Genomic DNA, 22359 nt, shown 5'->3' on the forward strand with positions numbered 1-22359 from the left:
CGGCGTCAGTCGCCGCTGCCGGGCTCGGCCATCTTGCGGTGGACTTCAGCGAGGGCGGCCGGCGGCGTGACCCGGGCCAGACCCGCCTGGACCTTGTTGCCCATGCCGGCCACGACATCGCCGTCGCCTCGGTTCATGGCCTCATAGCCGATCCGCGCGACGTCCACGGGCGACATCTTGTCGGCTGTCCCCAGCTTGGTGTCGGTCAGACCCGCCCGCTCGAAGAAGTCGGTTTCGGTCGCGCCGGGCATCAGGACGGTCACGGTCACGCCGGTGTCCTTGAGCTCGTTGCGCAGCGCATAGGCGAAGTTGTCCACGAAGGCCTTCGAGGCGTTGTAGACGGCGTGGAACGGCCCCGGGATCAGGCCCGCGATCGAGCCGGTGATCAGCATCCGACCGCGACCGCGCTCGCGCATGTCGCGCCCGATCAGATGAACCAGCCGCAGCGTCCCGGTGACGTTGGTGTCGATGACGTGGGCGACATCCGAGAAATCCTGATCGAGAAACGCCCCGCCCACGCCCTCGCCCGCGTTCGCGACCAGGGCATCGACCGGACGGCCGCCAAGTGACTGGTACAGCTGCTGCACCCCCGCCTGCGTCGCCAGATCGACCAGGACGGTCTCTACCCGTCCGCCGACGGCTTCGAGACCCTGGCGCGCCTCGGCGAGCGGGCGATCGGCCGCGATGATCAGATCGTAGCCGTCCTCTGAGAACCGTCGGGCGAGCTCATAACCGATGCCACTGGAGGCTCCGGTGACGACGGCAAGGGGACGCAGGGCCTCGGCGGGGGTGTCGGAAAGCGTGGACATGGGCGGCTCCGGTTTCAGGTGGGTGACCTGACAACCCCTGTGTGTCGGCTCCCGTTCCTGGGGAACGAAGCGTTCCGGCGGGCCGTTGGTCGAACTCACTCAGGAGACGAACCGATGTCGGAACACACCCGATCAACGGACGCCGATGTGGTGTCCACGGCCTATCTCGATGACGATCGCGTCGAGGGCGAGCACGCCGCCAGCAGTGTCCGGGCGGTGCTGATCAACCGTCCCCGGCAGGAGCTCTATGCCTTCTGGCGCGACTTCGGGAACCTGCCCCTGTTCATGGAAAATCTGAAGGCCGTCGAGACGCTGGAGTCAGGCCGGTCGCAGTGGATGGTGGTTGGTCCAGCGGGCGCGGACTTCGACTTGGTCTCAGAGATCACCGAGGACATTCCCGGCGAACGCATCGCCTGGCGATCGGACGATGGGTCCGATGTGGATCACGAGGGCTGGATCGAGTTCCGCGACAACGCCTTTGGCCGCGGCACCGAGGTGCGGCTGTTCATCAGCTACGATCCGCCCGCGGGCGCGGTCGGCAAGCTGGTCGCCAAGGTCATGCAGCGCGAGCCGCGCATCCAGGCCCGACGCGAGCTCCGCCGCTTCAAGCAGCTGATGGAGACCGGCGAGGTCTCGACCTCAAAGGCCCCCGAGGCCGCGCCCCGCGCCAGCCGTCATTTCTGATCCACCGAAACAGCAGAGAGTTCCCCATGCGCGCGCTCACATGGCACGGCAAGCACAACGTCCAGGTCGACACCGTCCCCGACCCCCAGATCGTCAATCCGCGCGATGCGATCATCAAGATCACGGCGACCGCGATCTGCGGGTCCGACCTGCATCTCTACGACAGCATGATCCCGGGCATGTCGAACGGCGACATCCTGGGTCACGAGTTCATGGGCATCGTCGAGGAGGTTGGCTCGGGCAACACAACCCTCAGCGTCGGCGACAGGGTGGTCGTGCCCTTCGTGATCGCCTGCGGTTCCTGCTTCTTCTGCGAGCGCCAGATGCCGGCGGCCTGCGACAACTCAAATCCGGCGGACAAGGCCGACGCGTCGGAGATCGCCTATGGCTATTCGATGCCGGGAGCCTTCGGCTATTCGCACCTGACGGGTGGCTATGCGGGTGGCCAGGCGGAGTATGCCCGCGTGCCCTACTCCGACTACGGCCCGATCAAGGTGCCCGACGGCATCGACGACGAGCGGGTGCTGTTCCTGTCGGACATCTTCCCGACGGGCTGGATGGCCGCCGAGAACTGCCAGATCCAGTTTGGCGATACGGTCGCGGTCTGGGGCTGCGGGCCGGTCGGACTGTTCGCGATCAAAAGCGCGATCCTGATGGGGGCCGGCCGGGTGATCGCCATCGATCATCACCCCAATCGCCTCGCCCTCGCCAAGGCCAACGGCGCGGAAGTGCTGAACTATCACGAGGTGAAGGTCCGCGAGGCCCTGATGGAGATGACGGCGGGGATCGGTCCCGACAGCTGCATCGACGCCGTCGGCATGGAGGCCCACGGCTTCTCGCCCGACAACATCATCGACGCGGTCAAGCAGGAGACGAAGATCTTGGGCACTGACCGGCCCCACGTCCTGAGGGAGACCATCATGGCGGTGCGGAAGGGCGGCACCGTCTCGGTGCCCGGCGTCTATGGCGGCTTCGCCGACAAATGGCCGATCGGCGCCTTTATGGAGAAGGGGCTGACGCTGAAGACCGGCCAGACCCACGTCCAGCGCTACCTGCCCCAGCTGCTCGAACTGATCCTTGAAGGCAAGATCGACACCACCGACCTGATCAGCCACCGGCTGCCGCTCGAGCAGGCGCCGGAAGGCTACAAGAACTTCAAGGACAACCAGAACGATTGGACCAAGGTGGTGCTTCACCCACACTGATCTTGACGATCCGCGAGGACCGGTTCTCGACAGTCTGAAACGCCAGCGCCCGTCACGCCTTCCTCCGGTCCAACGGAGAACAAGCGATGGCGATTTCGGCGACCGCGGGACGACGGGTGATGGTCACGGGCGGGGCGGGCTATATCGGTTCGCATACCGCCAAGGCCCTGGCGGATTCCGGTCACAGTCCGATCGTCTTCGACGATCTGAGCGCCGGTCACGCAGAGGCTGTGCAGTGGGGCCCCCTGGTCATCGGCGACGTCCGCGACGCCGGGGCGGTCGCTGACGCCATGCGTGCGTACCGGATCGACGCCGTCATTCACTTCGCCGGGCTGATCGAGGTCGGGCGGTCGATGCGGGAGCCCGCGCCCTTCTGGGACATCAACCTCGGCGGAACGGCGGGCGTGCTTCAGGCCATGCGAGAGACGGGCGCGGGGCGGATCGTCTTTTCATCAACGGCGGCCGTTTACGGACAGCCGCAGAGCCTGGCTGCCCTAACCGAAGATCTGCCGCTGCGACCGATCAATCCCTATGGCGACAGCAAGCTGGCGGCGGAGCGGATGATCGCCGGCCTGTGCGCCGCCCACGGTCTGACGGGCGTGGCGCTGCGCTACTTCAACGCCTGCGGTGCTGACGCTGAGGGGCGGATCGGCGAGGCTCACGATCCGGAGAGCCACCTGATCCCCCTCGCGGTCGAGGCCGCGCTCGGCTTCGGCCCGGCGCTGACCCTGTTCGGCGACGATTTTCCGACACCGGACGGCAGTTGCGTCCGCGACTATGTCCATGTCGAGGACCTCGCCCGGGCCCATGTTCTGGCGCTGGAGCACGCGATGGGCGATGGCGCGTTTTTCGCCTTGAACCTCGGCACCGGCACGGGGCGCTCGGTCCGCGAGGTCGTCGAGGCGGTTGGACGGACCACGGGCCGTTCCGTGCCTCATTCCGTGGGCCCGAGGCGGGCCGGCGATCCCGCCAGCCTGGTCGCGGATGCGAGCCGGGCCGAAGCCGTCCTCGGCTGGCGCGCGGAGCAAAGCGATCTCGACACGATCGTCGGGTCTGCCGCCGGCTGGCGTCGGGCTCCCGCGTTCGGGCGTCGCTTTCACCATGCGCAGAGCGTCGCGGCGTGAGGCGCTCGCTGGAACTCTGGGGCGGCGTCGAATGCACCGTCAACCGGGTCGGCGACCGCTGGAGGGATCAGCTGCGCCTGTCGGGGCATCACGACCGCATCGACGACTTGGATCGCATCGCCGCGCTTGGAATTCGGACCCTGCGGTATCCCATCCTCTGGGAACGGACCGAGCTGGAACCCGGCGTCTTCGACTGGCGCTGGGCCGACGCGCGGATGGACCGCATGCGGGATCTGGGCATCCGTCCCATCCTCGGTCTGATCCATCACGGCGCGGGCCCCGCATGGACCAGCCTGACCGATGACGACGGGTTCGCCGAAGGCCTGGCCCGCTTTGCCGCAGCGGTGGCCGCGCGGTACCCCTGGGTCAACGACTGGACCCCGGTCAACGAGCCCCTGACGACGGCGCGGTTCAGCGCCCTCTATGGACACTGGCATCCGCATGCCCGCGACGAGACGATCTTCTGGCGCGCCCTGCTGAATCAGATCGATGGGGTGCGGCTGTCGATGCAGGCCATCCGCGCTGTTATCCCCGGCGCGCGCCTGATTCAGACCGAAGACTTCGGCGTCACCTACGGCACCGAGGCCTGCGCCGAACAGGTCCGGCATGAGAACCTGCGTCGCCTGGCGACCTGGGATCTGCTGGCGGGGCGGGTCACGCGCCCGCACGGTCTGCATGCGCGCCTCTCGACGTTCGGTCTCGGGGCAAGGCTGGAGCGGATCGCGATCGAACCGGCGCCGGCCGATGTCATCGGCCTGAACCACTATGCGACCAGCGATCGCTTCCTGGACCACCGGCTGGAGCGGTATCGGCCGGAACGCCACGGGGGTAATGGCGTGATCCGTTACGCGGACGTTGAGGCCGTTCGGGTCCGGGAGGTCGAGGACGGGGGGTGGGGTCGGTTGTTCGACCGGCTGTCGGCCCGGTATTCGGCTCCGATCGCTGTGACGGAGTGCCACCTCGGCTGCTCGGTCGACCAGCAGATCCGCTGGCTGTCGGACTGCTGGGAGGCCGCACAGGCCGCGCGCGATCGCGGCGTGCCGGTCGAGGCCGTTACCGTCTGGGCGCTTCTGGGCAGCTTTGACTGGAACAGTCTTCTGACCCGCGCGGACGGGCACTACGAGCGTGGTGCCTTCGATCTGTCGAGCGGCGTGCCTGAACCCACCGCGCTCGCTCGCGCCGTCGCAATCCTCGCGGAAGACAGGGGGCTGGAGGCTGGGGCGGACCTCGGAGCCCCGATTGCATCCGAGGGCTGGTGGCGCAGCGCCGACCGTTTCGATGCTGTTCCAACCTGATCCGCAAAGTCGGGATTCCGACGGACCGCACGAAAATTCCTCAGGCAGAACAATCGGCTGGAACCTCCATCGGTCCCCCTGATTGTGTCTCCACACATCGTAAGGCTATCGCTTGACCCTCCCCAGACCGTCCGCCCCCGTCATTGACCTGCCGAAATCCGACGAGCGGCACGACCCGATCGTCTGTCTGTCCCATCTGCGCTGGGACTTCGTCTTCCAGCGGCCGCAGCATCTGATGAGCCGGTTCGCCCGGACGCGGACGGTGGTCTATTTCGAGGAGCCCCTGCCGGCCGAGCCGGGCGCGGGCCTGTCCGTGGATCTGCGGACCTGCGGCGAGACGGGCGTGGTCGTCGCCACGCCACGGTTGCCCGACGGACTACAGGGAGCGTGCGCCGCGGCGGTACTGCGCCAGCTACTGGACGAAACGCTGGATGCCCGCGCCATCACGCGCCCGGTCCTGTGGTACTACACGCCGATGATGCTGCCGATCGCGCGGCACATCGAGGCGGCGGCGGTCGTCTATGACTGCATGGACGAACTGGCGAACTTCAGGTTCGCACCGGCCGAACTGGTCGATCTGGAACGGGACCTGTTCGCCCAGGCCGACGTGGTCTTCACCGGCGGCCACAGCCTCTATGAGGCCAAGGCGGACCGGCACGACAACATCCATCCGTTCCCCTCCAGCGTGGACAGGGACCATTTCGCCCAGGCGAACGCGCGGGAAGATGTCGGTCGCCCGCGTCTCGGATTCTTCGGGGTCATCGACGAGCGGATGGACCTCGACCTGATCACGGCGCTCGCAGAGGCCCGCCCGGATTGCGACTTCGAGATCGTCGGGCCGGTGGTGAAGATCGATCCCGCCGACCTGCCCCAGGCCCCCAACCTGACCTATCCGGGTCAGGCGGCCTATGAAGACCTGCCGGGATGGCTGTCGCGATGGGACGCCGCGCTCATGCCTTTCGCCATCAATGAGTCCACCCGGTTCATCAGCCCGACCAAAACACCGGAGTACCTGGCGGCGGGCCGGCCGGTGATCTCCACTCCGATCCGCGATGTCGTGCGCCACTACGGCGACCTGGATGCCGTCTTTGTGGCCGAGACGACAGAGGCTTTCATCGCGGCCTGCGACCAGGCCGTGGCCCTGGCGCGCGGATCCGCTTCCAGCTGGCGCGAAGATGTCGAGGCGGAACTGGCCAGCCTGTCGTGGGACCAGACCCACCTGCGCATGGACGCCCTGGTCAACCAGGTCGCGCGTCGGCGCGAGCCCGGTGTCGCGGCACCCTCGGTGTGGCCCGCAATGCGGCGTTCGCACTACGACGCCCTGGTCGTCGGCGCGGGCTTCGCCGGTTCCGTCATGGCAGAGCGCATGGCCTCGGCGGGTCAGAGGGTACTGGTGGTGGACCGTCGGCCGCACATCGCGGGCAACGCCTATGACCATCTCGACGCGGCCGGCGTACTCATCCACCAGTACGGACCGCACATCTTCCACACCAACTCGGCGGATGTGTTCGACTATCTGTCGCGCTTCACCCAGTGGCGGCCCTATGAGCACCGCGTCCTGGCCCAAGTCGGCGACTCCCTGGTGCCCATGCCGATCAACCGGACGACCCTGAACGCCCTTTATGGCCTGGATCTTCGCTCGGACGAGGCGGCCGAGGCCTTCCTCGCCAGCCGGGCGGAGCCGGTCGAGCGCATCCGCACCTCCGAAGACGTCGTCGTCAACGCCATAGGCCGCGAGCTCTATGAGACCTTCTTCCGCGGCTACACTCGGAAGCAGTGGGGGCTCGATCCGTCCGAGCTTGACAAGTCCGTCACCGCCCGGGTGCCCACGCGCAACAACACCGACGACCGCTATTTCACCGACGCGTTCCAGGCCATGCCGGCCGACGGCTACACGGCCATGTTCACGGCCATGCTGGACCACCCGAACATCACGGTCGAAACCGGTGTCGAGTATCGCGACGTCGTGTATGACGTGCTGCACGACCGGCTGGTGTTCACCGGCCCGATCGACGAGTTCTTCGATCATCGCTTCGGCGAGCTGCCCTATCGCTCACTGCGCTTCCGGCACGAGACGCTTGATCAGGTACAGTTTCAGCCCGTCGCGACGGTCAACTATCCCGACGAGGCGACGCCCTGGACGCGGATCACGGAGTACAAGCACCTGACCGGTCAGCGGCACCCGCGAACCAGCGTGACCTATGAGTATCCCTCGTCAACCGGCGATCCCTACTATCCGATCCCTCGCGCCGAGAACCAGGCGCTGTTCAAACGCTACGAGGCCCTGGCGGCGGCGCGGCCCGACGTCAGCTTCGTCGGGCGCCTGGCGACGTACCGCTACTACAACATGGATCAGGTGACGGGTCAGGCCCTGGCGGCCGCGCGGCGGCTGCTGGTGCCCTCGACAAGCCCGGTTGCCTCGGCGGCTGTGGGCGAAGGGGCGGCTCTCACCGGCTGAAGCCTTGCTCTACGAATTCCGCTTCTTCATCGGGCGCTGCGACGTCCCGGCCGTCGAACAGACGGCGCTCGATGGAGACCGGGCCGCGATCGCCCGCGCGGCAAGCGAACTGCTGCGCATGCCATCTCGCCGGGCTGTAGAGGTCTGGGCGGGCCCGCGTCTCGTCTACCACCGCGCTCGGTTCGGCCGGGCGCCATGGGAGGATCCGAAGCCGCCGGCCTAGCCCTCGGAACGGTCGATCCAGGCGCGGGCGGCGGCGTCTTCGCCGATGTCGAACGTCTTGGATTCGATGGGCGTTACCCAGCCTCCCAGGGCGATCATGGCGTCGGCCCAACCCGGCGCGCCGACGACGCCGTAGCGACGGACATGGGCGATCGACGCCAGTTCTACCCTGAGGGCATGCGGCTCCACGACAGCGCCCGCCGTCGCCCCCTCGAAGCGGCGGAACAGGATCAGCATGTCGATCTTGCCGCGACGCTCGAACGCTTGCTCGACCTGATCGGCCATGTACCGCATGTCCTCGGCGTCCAGTTGGCCTAGTACCTCGAACGTGAGCAGATCCCGGCGGCGTTCCGGAACCCGTCGGACGCAAGCTCGGTCTGCCATCAGGCGATCCCCGCGCCGCCCGTCGCGCCGAAGACCTCGCCGGTCAGGTAACTGCCTTCCTGGGACGCCAGCAGTACGTACAGGGGCGCGATCTCCACCGGCTGGCCGGGGCGACCGAAGGCGCTCTGCTCGCCGAAATGCGCGACCTTCTCCTGAGGCTGGCCGCCGGAGGGCTGGAGGGCGGTCCAAAAGGGGCCGGGGGCCACCACATTGGCGCGGACGCCATTCTCGATCAGCTGCTTGGCGAGGGCCCTGGTGTAGGCGACGATGCCGGCCTTGGTGGTGGCGTAGTCCAGCAGGATGGCGGACGGCTCATAGGCCTGAATCGAGGCCGTGGTGATCACGGCCGAGCCCGGCGACATATGCGGCGTCGCCGCCTGGGCGATCCAGTGCAGAGCGTAGAGATTGGTCTTCAGCGTCCGGTCGAAGTCGTCGGTCGAGACCTCCGACACGTCTTCCCTGTACTGCTGGTGCCCGGCGTTGATCACCAGGATGTCCAGGCCGTCGAGCTGGGCCAGCGCCCTTTCGACCATTCGACGACACCAGGCCTCGTCGGTGATGTCGCCCGGCAGGGATACGGCCCTTCGGCCCTCCGCCTCGATCAGGGCGATGACCTCGTCCGCATCTGAGCCTTCGGACGGAAGGTAGGAGATCGCCACGTCGGCGCCTTCCCTCGCATAGGCGATCGCCGTCGCGCGACCGATGCCGGAGTCACCGCCGGTAATCAGAGCCCTGCGACCGACGAGCTTACCGGACCCAGTGTAGCTGGTCTCGCCGTGATCCGGTTCGGGCACCATGCGTGCAGCCAGGCCCGGCTCGGGCTGGGGCTGCTCGGGAAACGGGGGCCTGGGGTACTGATCACGGGGATCCTGCAGGGTCAGGCGGTCGGCCATGGGAGGTCCTTCGGCGGAAAAAGCATGTCGACCAGAACCCTCGGCGCGGCGGCCCTGTTCCGGTCGGAGCAAGAGAAGCCAGAGGCTGTCGGCAGGGCGACACTCGGAACAGCGTCGGAACCGACCGGTTCACACACGATGCCTTAACCCACGGAGTCCCTGACCATGGAAACCAACGACCTGATCCCCAGCCTCGCGCTGTTCACCCTGCTCGCTGTCGTCGCCGTCGCGGTCCTGGGCTACGTCCTGTTCAAGGCCAAACGGGCCAACCGCCATCCGATGGAGAAGTCGCCCGACGGCGCGATCGTGCGCGACGCCGACGGCTCGGTCCCGCGCCCCACGATCACGGCGACCGATGAAGCCCCTCCGGGTCAGCGCGACCTCGGCGGACGCTTCTGACATGAGCGACACCTTCCCCTGGGCCTTCGTCGTGATCGGAGGGCCGGTCCTGCTCGGTGTGCTTCTCGCCTGGATGACGGTGCGGACTGGCCGCAGAAACAAGCGGATCGATCCGGGCACGCCGTCCGATGATCCGTCGCAGGGCATGACCGGGCACGACGTCGCCGAGCCGAAAAGACGCGACACCCCCAGCAGACTCTGATCGCGTTCGCCGCCATTCGGCCAGCAAACAAAAATGCCCCGCCCGGTCGCCCGGGCGGGGCTTGTACTGTGGGGCTCCTGCGTCAGCTTGTTTCGAACTCGACGGGTGTCGTCCGGCCGGCGCCCGGGCCTGCGCCGAGGTCCGCGCCTGTGACGGGATCCGACGAGGGGTCCGACTGCGTGCGCGCTGCAAAGGCCTCGACTGCCGCACGCTCCTCGGGGTTCAGCCCGACGGTGGCATGGCCATCGCCGCCGTCCACAGCGGCCTGGCTTTCCCGGTCGTCGATGACCTCCCACTGGTCGCCGGTGTTCCAGGGACCGGTCTCGTTGCCCTCGCCCTGAGACATGTCGAAATAGACGTCTGCAAAGTCGGGGTCGGCCGGCAGCTTGCCGGGCGGGAAGTTGGCCGGGATGGCATAGAGCGCCTTCTCGAACGCCTTCTGGTGAGCCACCTCGCGGGTCATCAGAAAGGTCAGGGCGTCCTTGATGCCCGGATCGTCGGTGACGTTGATCAGCCGCTCGTAGACGATCTTGGCGCGCGACTCGGCGGCGATGTTGGAGCGCAGATCGCACGCCGGGTCGCCAATCGAGTCGATGTAGGCGGCCGTCCACGGCACGCCGGACGAGTTCACCAGCGCCGTGCCGCCGCCATAGAGGATCGACATGGTGTGGCTGTCGCCGCCGGATGTCATGCTGGCATAGAGGTCGGCTTCCTCTTCCGCCGCTTCGGCGAGCCGGCCCTTGGCACCGCGGTTCAGCATGGCGACGATCGAGCCGATCACCTCGAGGTGGCTCAGTTCTTCCGTCGCGATGTCCATCAGAAGGTCGCGGCGCGCCACGTCCTCGTCGGCCAGGCCCTGGGTGAAATAGCGCATGGCCGCAGCCAGCTCGCCCTGTGGGCCGCCGAACTGTTCCAGCATGAGGGTGGCGAGGCCGGGGTTCGGCTCTGCCACCCGGACCGTGTACATCAGTTTCTTGTTGTGCATGAACATGGGCGTGGTCCTCAGCGGCTGGCGTTTTCGCCGAGGCGGCGAAGCTCGAGATGCTTGTCGATGACCATGGGTAGGCTGTCCTGAACCCAGCGGGCCATGCGCATCTCCTCCTCCAGGGTCTCCTGAAGCGGGTCGAGCGCCAGCGAATAGCCACCGCGATCGGCGAGGATGATCAGCCCTTGGTAGGCGGCGGACTCGAAGTTCTCGAAGGCGAAGTTGGCGAAGGCGTTCTTCAGGACTTCGTCGCCGGCCACGGAGTGACCGAGTGCGGCCATCGTCCCGCCCATCGACATCGCAGCGTCCTTGAGACCGGATGGCTTCTCGTCCAGCGACGCCAACAGGGTGTCGAGGCGCTCGATCTGGAGTTCGGTCTCGCCCCGGTGCTGTTGAAGCATGTCGGCGATTTCCCGAAAGTTCTTCGCGCGCTCGATCTGCCGGTCCATGAGGGCCAGGGCCTCATGTTCCATGGCGTGGGCATTCTTAAGTCCAGTCACGAACACGTCGCGCCAGACGTCATCGGCCAGGATGTCGGTCATGAGAGTCTCCTTTGAGGGTGCCTCAGGAGAAGCGTCCACGGGAGTGAAGGACCCGCTGTGTCGGCCGTCCGACCCATGACCTGATCGCGGGATCGAGGCTGCTCTTAACCTGGGTTAGGCAGAATCACGGCCGTTCACGCCGCGCGCTTATCCCATGTGAGTGGCTTGGCCATTGGACGTGGGCAGTCTGGGCGTATGTTCAGCACAGGCCATGACATCGAGACTGCGCCCACACGATATGCGTTGCCCCCGCTCAGTGATGCTCTGTTGGACCGGCACCCCGTTCTTCGAGCCTCGCCGGAACCATTGCGCGACGGCGTCAGCGACGCGGGAAAGGTGAGTCGATGCCTGTCCGGCGACCGCGTGGTGTCCGAGGGCGCCGTTGGCTTCGTGCTTCGCGGCAGTTTCGCGGTGTTCGATCGGAACGACCTGGCCTGCGTCCAGTTGTTGGGCCCGGGCTCGACCTTCGGCTGGGAGGCTTCTCTGGTTCCGGAGCACGGCCCGGTTCACCTCCTGGCCCTTCTGGACAGCGAGTGGATCGAACTGCCCGCGAGCATTCCGACACAAACCATGGGAACGGGCTGGGTCGAGCGGGTCTTCGCCCGCCACGCCCTCGATCGCATGACCGCGCTGCAGGCCGCGTCCGCCTGCCACGCCGTCCACGCTGTCCCCCAGCGGGTGGCCAATCTGATCCGTCGACTGAGCCACGTATCGGACGCCGACGTTCGTACCACCCAGGCCGCCCTGGCCAAGGCGGTCGGCGTTCAGCGCACCAGCGTGAACGCCTCGGTCAAGACGCTGGAGCGAGCGGGAGCCCTGACGGTCTGGCGGGGCCGCATGCGGGTGAGGTGTCGCGCAACCCTGAGCCAGCTCGCCTGCGGCTGTTAGGACGATCGAGCCCCGCGAAAAGACACGTCCGATACCGAGCGGCGCATGCGCGACCTGTCGTCGCATCGCAGCCCAAAAACTGTTTCTGATCCAAGACTAAGCCGGTTCAGAAACGATCTGGGCGGTCGCCACGCAGATCAGATCCCCCTCGGACCCGCGGACTTCGACACGAATCTCGGAACCGTCGCGCTTGGAAATCGCTAGATCTCGAAGCAGATCGGACAGAAACAGCACAGCTTGTTGTCTCGCGGTGTGATCGTCCGGAGCCTGTTCCGACGAACTCATCGGCGGATCTATGCCAGTGACGGTGTATTGGTAAGAGGCCATGACTTCTAACTATACGCTCAGACCTGAACCTCGGATGACGAAAATTCATAGTCCGACAGAAGCGCTGCTTCGCAAGCTTCAGCGCAGAGATATTGTTTCTGATGACGAAAGAGTCTCGCTCGAGTCCGTGATGGAGCCGGTTCAGATCGTGCCAGCCGGACATCCCCTGGTCTGCCCGGGTGACCGTCCGACCAGCTCCACCCTGCTGATCCGCGGCCTCTGCGCACGGTTCAACTTGCTGCATGATGGGTCGCGGTCGGTGACGCAGATCAGCGTGGCCGGTGACTTCATCGATCTTCACAGTCTGCTGATGACGCAGATGGATCACGGGATCGTCGCAGTCAGCGAATGCGCCATCAGCAAGGTTCCACACGATCGGATCATCGCGGTGACGACCCGGCATCCCCATCTCGCCCGCCTGCTGTGGCTCGACACGACCATCGATGCAGCGATCCATCGGCAGTGGTTGCATCGCATGGGGACGCAGGATGCGGTCGGGCGACTGGCGCATCTGATCTGCGAGATCGAGACGCGGCTGGAGGTCGTTGATGAGGCCGGGCCGGACGGGTTTGAGTTCCCCCTGACCCAGATCGATCTGGCGGACTGCCTCGGACTGTCGGCGGTGCATGTCAACCGCACCCTGATGACGCTCCGCCGTCGCGAGCTCGTCGAGTGGCGAGGCGGGCGGGTCCGCATACTGGACCGAGCCCGTCTCTGGGCGCTGGCAGAGTTCGACCCCGTCTATCTGAGGCTCGAGGCCGGCCCCGTCTAGGGCTCAGCGGCTGATGGTGGGCACGGTGGTGATTTCGCCGCCCATTCCTGAGCGCTGGAAACAGCTGACGATCCGGCCTTCATCGAGCAGGTCGCTTCGCATGAAGGATGAGGCCGACAGCCTCCGCCGGGCTTCGCCGGCTGCGGCGTCGATCGTCGGTTCGAAGAGCTGCTCGACCCTCCGGGGGTCGCTGGGTGTCGCGGAACAGACGCAGGGTACAGGTTTTCATGGAGACCTCCTGGTCCCACAACTCCGCCACGTCCCTGGCGGCGCGATGCGCCGCAAACCCGACCCTAAGATCGCGTCCTAGGCCAGCGGGACAACATAGAGGGCCGCGTATCCGGTCCGGCCGTCGGTCGTCGGAAAGGCCACGAACTCCGTGCCCGCGCTGTCCAGAGCCTCGCGCACGAGACGGTTGAACGCGTTGGGGTCGCTATCCCGCCGCTCAATGCTGAACCCAGTCTCGTCGAACTCTACAAACTGCCCGGGAGTGGCGCTCCTGAGCTGGGTAAGGGAGATGGGCATGGCGACAAGGCCTCCTGGTCCGCGACCAGTTCGACCGAACGACGAGACCCCGACCTTCACCTAGGTTAGGCGTCACTAAATTTTGAACGTCGTCACTCAGGTCGATCGGTCGATATGGAGTTAGCGGGCGTTCAAGTCCGCCGCTTCCCGCAGTCTGTCCTACGATGGGACGGCAACGGTTCGCTTCCGGCGCTCGATGACCCCGTCGGCCTCCAGGCCCTTCAATGTCCGATTGACGTGGACGGAGGTGGTGCCCAAGGCGTCGGCCAACTGCTCCTGATTGATCGGCAACTCGTAGGCACCGTCGCTCGCAAGGCCAACCGCCTCGGACGTCGCGCAACGCTCCCGGTCCTGTGTGTTTCCTTCGCACGGCAGCCGCCCAATCTCCTAATCCCGAACGAGCAGCTGCGGCCCGGACTCGAACCGATAGGTCCGCGAGCAGTCCCTCAACCTCCACCATCATCTGGTCAGCTTCGCGGAACCTTATCGTCGCTGCCGCCACGCCGATCAGGTCTTTCCTGAGGAGGAGCGGTTCTACGTCGAGCGCTCGACACATCTCCATGAGACACATCTCCATGAACTGCGACACCGACACGGCAGCATACCCGCGCTCAATCCGAGACACCTGACGGGCAGACTTGCCCAGGAGACCGCCAAGATGTGTCTGGCTCCATCCCCGGGCGCGACGAGCATCTCTCAACGCAGCGCAGACCGCGATCTGGCTGTATGATCTCGCCTTGTCAGGCATCGCAGGCCTCCGGCACCGGACTGTCTGAACTCGCGAGGCCGATGGCTTCCGCAACAGGTGAACTGATCCGATCGGCTGCTGCCTGCAGCGGATCGTCCGAAAGGTGCGTATATCGGTTGGTAGTCACCACATGCTCGTGCCCGAGAAGCTTGCCGATCAGCACCAGCCCTTCGCCGCCGGCAACGCCCATGCTGGCGAAGCTGTGCCGAAGATCGTGAGTGCGTACGTCTGGCAGTTCAGCCTTGGTGCGGATCCACACCCATGCCCAGTCAAGATTGGACGTCGGCCGAGCGGCATGTCTCCGATCCGGGAACACCCAGGTCGCATGCGCCCTCGGCAGCCTGGCCAGGAGGCTCGCCGCCGCGGCACCCAGACGGATCACCTTCGGCCCCGTCTTGGAGTCCTTCAGCCTCAGCAACCCCTTATCCAGATCGACCTCGCTCCAGCGCAGCCGCGCGATCTCGTTCTTGCGTGCCCCGGTCAGGAGCAGCAGGCGGAGGATCGCCACATGCCTTGGGTCGGAACCGTCCTTCTGCTGGGCGCTCAGAACATCGCCGAGTTTCTCCGGCTCTGCAGCCGACAGAAACCGCTCACGCCGGTCCAACGGGAAACATCGGGTAACCCTAGGGTTCGAGCTCGATGTCCCAGTACAGGTAGTCCAGCCAGCTCTGGTGCAGATAGTTGGGCGGGAAGCGGCGGCCCGCCTCCTGGAGCTGGTAGGCGTTGGGTCGATGGGGGCTGCGGCGGATCGGCATCTGCGCCTGCTGGGGCGTGCGGCCGCCCTTCTTGAGATTGCAGGGCGAGCAGGCGGCGACGATGTTCTCCCACGTCGTGCGGCCGCCACGGCTCCTAGGAATGACATGATCGAAGGTCAGCTCGGCCGTGGTGCCGCAGTACTGGCAGGTGAATCCGTCGCGCAGGAAGACGTTGAAACGGGTGAAGGCCGGGGCACGGTTCTGGTCGACGTAGCTCTTCAGCGCGATGACGCTGGGGATCTGCATTTCCATCGACGGGCTGCGCACCACCCGGTCGTAGGTCGAGACCACGTCCACGCGGTCCTGATAGACCGCCTTCACTGCCTCCTCCCAGGGCCAGAGCGACAGGGGATAGTAGGACAGCGGGCGGAAGTCGGCGTTCAGCACGAGCGCAGGAAAGCCGGACGGCGGCTTGTGGGAGACCAGCATCAGGTCCCCCTGCTCATGGAGCCGGACAGGATAGAGGAAATCGGACTGAAGACGTCGCTCCTTCTCTCTGATGGACGAAGCCTAACCCCGATTCGTCGCCGCCGCCATGACGGCTTGGCGTCGGTTTGATGACGTCAGGCGCGACGTCCCAGCCCGCCCGGAAAGGCCGGGAGACTCCATCCCCAGACCAGGGCTCCGGCCCGCAGCAGGAACCCGGCCGGGGCCGCGATCAGGGCAGCGGGCCAGGGATCCAGCCCAAGGGCCCGCGCGGTGACGTAGGCGGTGGCGGCCAGCAGCGCGGCCGACACCGTGATCTCTCGCCGCAGCAGGATCGACGGCTGGCCCGCCAGAAGGTCGCGCACGATGCCGCCGAAGCAGGCCGTCAAGGCTCCCATGACGATGCAGATCAGGGGCGGCACGCCGAACGCCTCGGCCTTGGCGGCCCCCAGCACCCCATAGGCACCCAGCCCCACGGCATCGAGCCACAACAGCGCCCGGAACCGCCAGGTCCCGACGCCCAGGAGCCAGACCGCCAGGGTCGCGGCAAGGCATACGGCAATGTAGCGCCAGTCCTCGACCCAGAAGACCGGGGCACCGATCAGCAGGTCCCGCAGGGTCCCGCCGCCCACGCCCGTGACCGCCGCGAAGAAGGCGAAGGTGACGAGGTCATGGCGCTCGCGCGCGGCAGCGAGCGCCCCGGTCGCGGCGAAGACCGCGACGCCGGCGAAGTCGAGCGCGCCCAGAACGGTCTCCGGTCTGGCCAGCTCGGCCCCGATGGCGGCAGGGTCGACCAACGCGGTCATGCGGCCTCATCCAGCACGATCTCGCCCTTCTTCACGCCGGTGTACCAGGCCCAGAGCAGGTGACAGGCCACACCGCGATACGGACGCCAGACCTCGGCCCGGGCATACGCCTGTTTGGTGTCTGGCCGCACCTCGGCGCGATCGGCCCATTTGATGGCTTCCTGCAACGCCACGTCCCCGCCGGGAAAGACGTCGGTGCGGCCCTCGCACAGCAGGAGGTAGGCCTCGGCGGTCCACAGCCCGACGCCCTTCAGCGACACCAGGGCCTCGATGGCGGCGGTGTCGTCCAGCGTCGACAGGTGATCCAGATCGATGCGCCCCTCGACCTGCACCAGCGCCATGCCCTGGCCATAGGTCGCCTTCTGCCGCGACAGGCCCATGCCGCGAAGGCTGTCGAGGTCGTGGGCCAGCAGAGCCTGCGGCGTGATCTCGCCAAGCCCTGCGTTCAGCCGCGCCCAGACCGACGCCGCCGAGGCGACCGAGACCTGTTGCTCCACGATCATGCGGAACAGGCCCACGAATCCCGCCTGCCGGACGCGCCATTCGAACGGCAGGGTCTGGGCGTGCGCCCGCGCCAGCGCCGGGTCGCGCTCGGCCAGAGACTGGCGAGCGGCGGCGAGGTCGGCGGGGCTGAGGGACATGGGCGCTTCCGGTCGTCGGGCCGAACCGCTAGCGTCCGGGCCCATGCGCACTCTGGACGATCTTCTGGCCCCGATCACCCCCGAGGTGTTCCACGCCGACCATGACGACCGGAAACCGCTACATATCCCCGCCGCGCCCGGCGCGCCCAAGGCCGCCCTGCTGGACTGGGACCGGTTCAACGCCCTGCTGGACCAGACCTCGATCTGGACGACCCAGAACCTGAAGGTCGTCTTCAACGGGCAGCGCGTGCCGCCGCGCCAGTATTGCCACGAGGCCGCGACTGGGGCCGGTCCCGTCACCCGCCCCTCGCCCGCCAAGGTCAAGCTAATGCTGGCGCAGGGGGCCAGTCTGATCCTGGACGAGGTGCAGGACCTGATCCCGTCGATCCGGTCGATGACGCCTGCGCTGGGTCAGGCCTTCGCCGGTCAGGTCAGCGCCAATCTGTATTGCTCGTTCGGCGGGGTGCAGGCCTTCGGGACCCACTACGACACCCACCACGTCTTCGCGGTGCAGTGCGCGGGCGAAAAGGTCTGGACGCTGTATCGCAACCGGGCCGACGCCCCGGTCAGCTTTCCGGTCGACAGTCCGGAGACCCGCGCCTGGCTGGCCGAACAGCGCGGCGAGGTGATGGAGCAGATCACCCTGCGACCGGGCGATGTGCTATATCTGCCGCGCGGCTGGTACCACGAGGCGCTGGCGACCGAAGGGGCGTCGCTGCACGTCACCTATTCGATCACGCCGGCGACGGGGCTGGACCTGATGAAGCGGGTCGAGACGATCGTGAAGGATGATCCCGTGTTCCGCCACTTCCTGCGCCCGGCGGCGATGGGGGACGGGGCCGTCCTGCGCGCCCAGCTGGCCGAGATCGGGCGGCGGCTGCAGGCTCTTGCGACCAGCGACCTGATGCTGGAGGAGGCGTCGGTGATGCAGGGACGGCTGGTCCCGGCCGAGCCCGGCTATGGCCTGCCCGAGCGGCCGCCTCTGACGATTTACGCCCGTGGCCTGGCCGCCGCGCCCGCGTTTTCCAGACCCGTGGCCATCGCCCTGGTCTGGGCGCTGGAGCAGCCCCGCTTCGCGCTGGAGGACCTGATCGCCCAGTTCGACTTTGTGCCGGAAGCGGAGCTGCGGGCGGCGGTCGCGGCGGCTGAGGCCGCCGGCGCGATCATCCGGGTCTGACGCTTGACGTTCGTCACCCGCTTCGCGCCCTCGCCCACAGGCCTGCTGCACCGGGGCCACGCCTTCTCGGCCCTGACGGCCTGGACGGCAGCGCGAGCGGTTGGCGGGCGGTTCCTGCTGCGGATCGAGGACACCGACTTCACCCGCTGCCGGCCGGAGTATGAGACGGCCCTGATCGAGGACCTGGCCTGGCTGGGGCTGGACTGGGACGGTCCGGTGGTGAGGCAGTCGGAACGGCGGGCGGCCTATGACGCGGCGCTGGACAGGCTTCGGGAGATGGGCGTTCTGTATCGCTGCTTTCGCACGCGCAAGGAGCTGATGGCTCTCGCGGGCGGCGCGCCCCACGCCGACGATCTCACCGACGCGGGCGCCTTCACCTGCGGCCCCCTGCCCGCCGCGGAAGAGGCCGCATTGATTGCCGACGGCAAGCCCTTCGCCTGGCGGCTGTCGCTGGCGGCCGCGAGCGATCGACTGGGTGGGTTCGAACGCCTGACCTGGGTCGAGGAGACGGCCGATCCGGGGGTCAAGACCGCGCGGCCCGAGGCGCTGGGCGACATGGTCGTGGGCCGCAAGGACATCGGCGCGGGCTATGTCATCGCCTCGGTCGTCGACGATGCGGCTCAGGGCGTGACCCACGTCATCCGGGGCGAGGACCTGATCCAGACGACGTCGATGCAGCGAGTGCTGCAGGCCCTGCTGGACCTGCCAACGCCGGTCTATCGCCACCATCGCCTGCTCCTGGGGCAGGACGGGAAGCGCTATGCGAAACGGGATGGGTCCGTGACGTTGATGGCGCTGAGGGAGGCTGGCGTGACGGCGCGCGAGTTGCGGGCGGAGTTGGGGGTCTAGCGTTCCTCTCTCGGAGGGAGAGGGTTTGAGGTTCTGAGAGCGCAGCGTTCCGCAAACCGAAAGGGTGAGGGGTGGAGGAGAGACGCATCGCGTCGCGACGATGTGTGCGTCGCGGTGACGGCAGAACCCCCCACCCTTTTGCGCAAGTCCGATCGCCTGACGGCTCTCGGGCGCTCAAGCCCTCTCCCTCTGGGAGAGGGAAGCGTCTATGCGACCTTGAATGACCGCCCCCGCCCCCCGTCTGATTCCGTTGCTGGTCGTGCTGGCCTCGGCGTCTGTCCTGGGGCTTGCGCCGATCCTGGTGCGCTTGACGGAGACGGGGCCGGCGGCCGCCGGATTCTGGCGCTTCCTATTCGCCATGCCACTGCTGTTCCTGCTGGTCGCCCGCCCCGGAGGCGAAGGCGTCGGGCGGCCGTCCAAGTGGATGCTGCTGGCGGGGCTGTTCTTCGCGCTGGACCTGTCGTTCTGGCACTACGGCATCGTCATGACCTCGGTCGCCAACGCCACGGTGCTGTGCAACCTGACGCCGGTGGTCGTCACCCTGATCGGGTGGCTGTTCTTCAAGGAGAAGCCCGCGCGGCTGTTCCTCCTGGCGCTCGGATTCGCCATGGCCGGGGCCTGGGCGATGGCGGCGGGCAAGGCGGGGGGTCAGGGGACCAATCCGCCGCTGGGCGATGCGCTCTCGCTGCTCGTGTCGGTCTGGTACGCCCTCTACTTCCTGATGGTGAAGTTCGCCCGGACCACGGCGGGTGCGTTGAAGGTCACCTTCTGGGCGACGCTGGCGGGACTGCCCCTGATGGGAGGCGTGGCGCTGCTGCTGGGCGAGGACATGGTTCCGGCCACGGCCGCGGGCTGGGCGGCCTGCATCGGCATGGGGCTGATGCATGTGGCGGGACAGGGCGGCGTGGCCTGGGCGCTGGGGAGACTGCCGGCGTCGATCACCGCCGTGACCATTCTGATCCAGCCGATCGTGGCGGGCCTGTTGGGCTGGCTGATCTTCGGCGAGATCCTGTCGCCGGTTCAGGCGCTGGGCGGGGCTCTGGTCATGGCGGCGATCGTGCTGGCGCAATGGTCGAACGCGCGACCGCCCGCGCATACGAAAACGGGCGCGGCCCCCGAAGGAACCGCGCCCGCGTGATCGCTATCGGCGACCCTGATCGACTAGACGATCAGAGCAGCTTCAGGTTCACGGCCGAGGTCTTGCCGCGCTGGGATTCCAGCTCGTACTCGACCTTGGCGTTCTCATCGAGACCGGCGAGGCCGGCTTTCTGAACGGCGGTGATGTGCACGAACACATCGTTCCCGCCGGATTCGGGCTGGATGAAACCGAAGCCCTTGGTGGGGTTGAACCACTTGACCGTACCGGTCGGCATTGTGCGTCTCCATAAACGCGCTCTTCCAGGCGAACGCCCTGTTCAAGGGGTCCGACAATCCATCTGGACAGGCTCGTTCATAGAAGGAGCTAAACGCAGGTGTGGACCCCACGCGAAATCCGGATTGCGCGAATGTTGTCTCCCAGCCGTCAAGCCTGGTCAATCGGAATCGATTCGCGTGCCGGGCGATCAAGGTTAAGTGAAATCAGGCGCACAGGCCCCTCGGCGCCCCGTCCAGATGAAGATGGTCGGCATGCGCCTCGTTGTAGTCGGGGCTGAGCACGGTCGAGAAAACCCGGCAGGCCCCGTCGCGCAGGCGCCGGATAAAGCCCGCGCCTTCAACGCCTTGCGGCCCCTGCCCGTCCCAGTCCGACTGGACCGAGACGGTGCGTCCATCGGCGAGGGTGACAGAGGCGACGTCCAGGGCATTGGCCCGGGCATGCTCGCTGGGGCGATCATTCTGGTCCTCCGAGCCATAGATGCGGCGACACGAGTAGGTCCCGAAATTGTTGACCGCCACGGGCGCGGAGCCATAGGCGGCCTCGGCGCTCGGCCTCAGAACCTGCCGGTCCCAGATGACGTAACGGACCGCCAGAGGGCACTGCATGGTCAGCCCGCCGGGCTTAAGCGGCGTCACCGCGCCGCCGGTGATGACCACGGCGTTCCGGACCTGGCAGAAGCCGCCCCCGTCAATGTCCTCGGCACGGCGGACCTCGACGCCAGCATCCCTCAGCGTCTGGATGCAGGCGGCGGTGACGGCCTCGACCTCCTCCTCCGGAGCGGAGAAGCCGACGGAGAAATCCGCCACCTTGGCCGCCGTCGCCTGGCCGATGGGACGGTTCAGGTCCAGCGGCTTCCACGGCAGGTCCTGGGGCGGGGCGAAGACGTTCAGCAGGGCGAAGCCGGCGCACAGCGCCAGCCCAACCTCCCACATCAGGTTCCAGAAATCGGCGAAGTCGCGCTGCATGTACCCCTACCGTGCACCCCGGCGAATGCCGGGGCCAGATCACAAACGCAGAGCTTGGCGAAGGGGCTCCGACCGGGCCTCTGCGGCCACGCATCGCATCCGCCTCTGGACCCCGGCCTTCGTCGGGGTGCACGGTGGCGGGCGAAGGAGACCGTCATGGGCAAGAAGGATGACTACGAGGCCGAGCTCGAGGCGCTGCAGATCGAACTCGTCGAGACCCAGCACTGGTGGATCGAGCAGGGCAGAAAGCTGGTCATCGTCTTCGAGGGCCGGGACAGCGCCGGCAAGGACGGGGCCATCAAGCGCATCACCGAATATGCCTCCCCGCGCCAGACGCGCGTCGTCGCCCTGCCCAAGCCGACGGAACGGGAGACCACCCAGTGGTACTTCCAGCGCTACGTCCCCCACCTGCCGGCGGCGGGCGAATGGGTGCTGTTCAACCGGTCCTGGTACAATCGGGCGGGCGTCGAGCCGGTCATGGGCTTCTGCACGCCCGAACAGCATGAGCAGTTTCTGAAGGACGTGCCCCACTTCGAGACCCTGCTCAGGGGCTCGGGCATCCATCTGATCAAGCTGTGGCTGGATATCTCGAAAGAGGAGCAAGCGAAGCGGCTGGCGGAGCGGGTCAATGATCCGCTGAAGCGGTTCAAGGTGTCGGCGCTGGATGCGGAGGCGCAGAAGCGCTGGGACGCCTACTCGGCCGCGCGCGACCGCATGCTGTCGGACTGCCACACCCGGCACGGGCCGTGGACGGTGGTGGCGACCGACGACAAGAAGACGGCGCGGCTGAACATCATCCGCCACATCCTGACCGAGCTGAAGCGGCCGGGATCCAAGGTGAAGCGGCCCGACCGCGACGTGGTCTTCGCCGCCGACGACCACCAGGGGCGGCTGAACCCCTGA

General features: G+C 67.0%; 28 protein-coding genes and 1 pseudogene. 14 read left to right on the forward strand and 15 right to left on the reverse strand.

All coding sequences use genetic code 11. From position 1 onward, the window contains the following. Positions 1-5: 5 nt before the first annotated feature. The gene (locus Q333_RS0110675; RefSeq protein ID WP_029416872.1) at positions 6-809 is read right to left on the reverse strand and encodes an SDR family NAD(P)-dependent oxidoreductase; all 804 of its coding nucleotides are present in this window, start codon (positions 807-809) and stop codon (positions 6-8) included. Between the two features lie 114 nt (positions 810-923). On the opposite strand from Q333_RS0110675, the gene Q333_RS0110680 reads away from it, so the two are divergent. From Q333_RS0110680 to Q333_RS17030, 6 genes are all read left to right on the forward strand, one after another. Continuing rightward, on the forward strand, positions 924-1493 hold the full coding sequence (locus tag Q333_RS0110680) for an SRPBCC family protein (protein ID WP_029416874.1): 570 nt from the start codon (positions 924-926) through the stop codon (positions 1491-1493). Between the two features lie 26 nt (positions 1494-1519). Further along, on the forward strand, positions 1520-2698 hold the full coding sequence (locus Q333_RS0110685; protein ID WP_029416875.1) for a zinc-dependent alcohol dehydrogenase: 1179 nt from the start codon (positions 1520-1522) through the stop codon (positions 2696-2698). 86 nt (positions 2699-2784) lie between these two features. After that, complete coding sequence (gene galE, locus Q333_RS0110690) at positions 2785-3822, forward strand: UDP-glucose 4-epimerase GalE (protein ID WP_029416876.1); 1038 nt, start codon at positions 2785-2787, stop codon at positions 3820-3822. Continuing rightward, a complete protein-coding gene (locus tag Q333_RS0110695) occupies positions 3819-5117 on the forward strand; it encodes a family 1 glycosylhydrolase (RefSeq protein ID WP_051651260.1) in 1299 nt (432 codons plus the stop codon). Before galE ends, Q333_RS0110695 begins: the two co-directional genes overlap by 4 nt. A 112-nt stretch (positions 5118-5229) precedes the next feature. Beyond that, positions 5230-7575, forward strand: coding sequence for a UDP-galactopyranose mutase (glf, locus tag Q333_RS0110700; RefSeq protein ID WP_245591537.1), 2346 nt, complete (start codon positions 5230-5232; stop codon positions 7573-7575). Between the two features lie 4 nt (positions 7576-7579). Further along, entirely contained in the window at positions 7580-7798 is a 219-nt protein-coding gene (locus tag Q333_RS17030; RefSeq protein ID WP_051651261.1) for a hypothetical protein, read from the forward strand. On the opposite strand, the gene Q333_RS0110710 is transcribed toward Q333_RS17030, so the two are convergent. Beyond that, positions 7795-8181 carry a SpoIIAA family protein gene (locus Q333_RS0110710; protein ID WP_051651262.1) on the reverse strand — a complete coding sequence of 129 codons (387 nt, stop codon included), beginning with the start codon at positions 8179-8181 and terminating at the stop codon, positions 7795-7797. The genes Q333_RS17030 and Q333_RS0110710 overlap by 4 nt on opposite strands. Next, positions 8181-9074 carry an SDR family oxidoreductase gene (locus Q333_RS0110715; protein ID WP_029416880.1) on the reverse strand — a complete coding sequence of 298 codons (894 nt, stop codon included), beginning with the start codon at positions 9072-9074 and terminating at the stop codon, positions 8181-8183. The genes Q333_RS0110710 and Q333_RS0110715 overlap by 1 nt, the downstream gene beginning before the upstream one ends. Positions 9075-9239: 165 nt before the next feature. Here Q333_RS0110715 and Q333_RS0110720 point away from each other — a divergent pair, with 165 nt between their 5' ends. Together Q333_RS0110720 and Q333_RS0110725 are read left to right on the forward strand one after the other, a co-directional pair. After that, complete coding sequence (locus Q333_RS0110720) at positions 9240-9473, forward strand: hypothetical protein (RefSeq protein ID WP_029416881.1); 234 nt, start codon at positions 9240-9242, stop codon at positions 9471-9473. A 1-nt stretch (position 9474) separates the two neighbouring features. Beyond that, positions 9475-9675 carry a hypothetical protein gene (locus tag Q333_RS0110725; protein ID WP_029416882.1) on the forward strand — a complete coding sequence of 67 codons (201 nt, stop codon included), beginning with the start codon at positions 9475-9477 and terminating at the stop codon, positions 9673-9675. Positions 9676-9757: 82 nt separating this feature from the next. Here Q333_RS0110725 and Q333_RS0110730 read toward each other — a convergent pair whose 3' ends face one another. Then, positions 9758-10666, reverse strand: coding sequence for a manganese catalase family protein (locus Q333_RS0110730; protein WP_029416883.1), 909 nt, complete (start codon positions 10664-10666; stop codon positions 9758-9760). Positions 10667-10677: 11 nt separating this feature from the next. After that, on the reverse strand, positions 10678-11202 hold the full coding sequence (locus tag Q333_RS0110735) for a ferritin-like domain-containing protein (RefSeq protein WP_029416884.1): 525 nt from the start codon (positions 11200-11202) through the stop codon (positions 10678-10680). 336 nt (positions 11203-11538) lie between these two features. Here Q333_RS0110735 and Q333_RS0110740 point away from each other — a divergent pair, with 336 nt between their 5' ends. Continuing rightward, positions 11539-12090: a Crp/Fnr family transcriptional regulator gene (locus Q333_RS0110740; protein WP_162175587.1), complete on the forward strand. Its 552-nt coding sequence runs from the start codon at positions 11539-11541 to the stop codon at positions 12088-12090. A 96-nt stretch (positions 12091-12186) separates the two neighbouring features. Here the strand turns inward: Q333_RS0110740 and Q333_RS18045 are convergent, their stop codons facing one another. Next, positions 12187-12417 carry a DUF6894 family protein gene (locus tag Q333_RS18045; protein ID WP_407059718.1) on the reverse strand — a complete coding sequence of 77 codons (231 nt, stop codon included), beginning with the start codon at positions 12415-12417 and terminating at the stop codon, positions 12187-12189. 130 nt (positions 12418-12547) lie between these two features. On the opposite strand from Q333_RS18045, the gene Q333_RS0110750 reads away from it, so the two are divergent. Continuing rightward, positions 12548-13189, forward strand: coding sequence for a Crp/Fnr family transcriptional regulator (locus Q333_RS0110750; RefSeq protein WP_245591538.1), 642 nt, complete (start codon positions 12548-12550; stop codon positions 13187-13189). Between the two features lie 306 nt (positions 13190-13495). Here Q333_RS0110750 and Q333_RS0110760 read toward each other — a convergent pair whose 3' ends face one another. From Q333_RS0110760 to Q333_RS0110785, 7 genes and pseudogenes are all read right to left on the reverse strand, one after another. Next, positions 13496-13714: a hypothetical protein gene (locus tag Q333_RS0110760; RefSeq protein WP_029416887.1), complete on the reverse strand. Its 219-nt coding sequence runs from the start codon at positions 13712-13714 to the stop codon at positions 13496-13498. A 159-nt stretch (positions 13715-13873) separates the two neighbouring features. Further along, on the reverse strand, positions 13874-14098 hold the full coding sequence (locus Q333_RS18050; protein ID WP_084175994.1) for a helix-turn-helix domain-containing protein: 225 nt from the start codon (positions 14096-14098) through the stop codon (positions 13874-13876). 208 nt (positions 14099-14306) lie between these two features. Then, a pseudogene (locus Q333_RS18055) lies at positions 14307-14462 on the reverse strand (helix-turn-helix domain-containing protein); the annotation flags it as partial. Then, entirely contained in the window at positions 14455-15066 is a 612-nt protein-coding gene (locus Q333_RS0110770) for a site-specific integrase (RefSeq protein ID WP_051651263.1), read from the reverse strand. The gene Q333_RS0110770 and the pseudogene Q333_RS18055, both read right to left, overlap by 8 nt. A 19-nt stretch (positions 15067-15085) precedes the next feature. After that, positions 15086-15646, reverse strand: coding sequence for an HNH endonuclease (locus Q333_RS0110775; protein WP_029416889.1), 561 nt, complete (start codon positions 15644-15646; stop codon positions 15086-15088). A gap of 134 nt (positions 15647-15780) precedes the next feature. After that, complete coding sequence (locus tag Q333_RS0110780; protein WP_029416890.1) at positions 15781-16449, reverse strand: trimeric intracellular cation channel family protein; 669 nt, start codon at positions 16447-16449, stop codon at positions 15781-15783. Beyond that, positions 16446-17090 (reverse strand): DNA-3-methyladenine glycosylase family protein, encoded by a 645-nt coding sequence (locus Q333_RS0110785; RefSeq protein ID WP_029416892.1) that lies wholly within the window; start codon positions 17088-17090, stop codon positions 16446-16448. Before Q333_RS0110785 ends, Q333_RS0110780 begins: the two co-directional genes overlap by 4 nt. Positions 17091-17133: 43 nt before the next feature. On the opposite strand from Q333_RS0110785, the gene Q333_RS16570 reads away from it, so the two are divergent. The 3 genes from Q333_RS16570 to Q333_RS0110800 all read left to right on the forward strand — a co-directional run bounded on the left by Q333_RS16570 (position 17134) and on the right by Q333_RS0110800 (position 20254). Next, positions 17134-18267 (forward strand): JmjC domain-containing protein, encoded by a 1134-nt coding sequence (locus Q333_RS16570; RefSeq protein WP_051651264.1) that lies wholly within the window; start codon positions 17134-17136, stop codon positions 18265-18267. 3 nt (positions 18268-18270) lie between these two features. Further along, positions 18271-19116, forward strand: a complete 846-nt coding sequence (gluQRS, locus tag Q333_RS0110795; protein ID WP_029416896.1) for a tRNA glutamyl-Q(34) synthetase GluQRS — start codon at positions 18271-18273, stop codon at positions 19114-19116. 220 nt (positions 19117-19336) lie between these two features. Further along, positions 19337-20254: a DMT family transporter gene (locus Q333_RS0110800; protein ID WP_029416897.1), complete on the forward strand. Its 918-nt coding sequence runs from the start codon at positions 19337-19339 to the stop codon at positions 20252-20254. Positions 20255-20285: 31 nt separating this feature from the next. Here the strand turns inward: Q333_RS0110800 and Q333_RS0110805 are convergent, their stop codons facing one another. Together Q333_RS0110805 and Q333_RS0110810 are read right to left on the reverse strand one after the other, a co-directional pair. Continuing rightward, positions 20286-20489: a cold-shock protein gene (locus Q333_RS0110805; RefSeq protein ID WP_029416899.1), complete on the reverse strand. Its 204-nt coding sequence runs from the start codon at positions 20487-20489 to the stop codon at positions 20286-20288. Positions 20490-20694: 205 nt separating this feature from the next. After that, a complete protein-coding gene (locus Q333_RS0110810) occupies positions 20695-21456 on the reverse strand; it encodes an extensin-like domain-containing protein (RefSeq protein WP_029416900.1) in 762 nt (253 codons plus the stop codon). A 156-nt stretch (positions 21457-21612) separates the two neighbouring features. Between Q333_RS0110810 and ppk2 the strand changes: the two genes are divergently transcribed. Then, entirely contained in the window at positions 21613-22359 is a 747-nt protein-coding gene (gene ppk2 / locus Q333_RS0110815) for a polyphosphate kinase 2 (RefSeq protein ID WP_029416901.1), read from the forward strand.

Source organism: Brevundimonas bacteroides DSM 4726, from assembly GCF_000701445.1.
Lineage (GTDB): Bacteria > Pseudomonadota > Alphaproteobacteria > Caulobacterales > Caulobacteraceae > Brevundimonas > Brevundimonas bacteroides.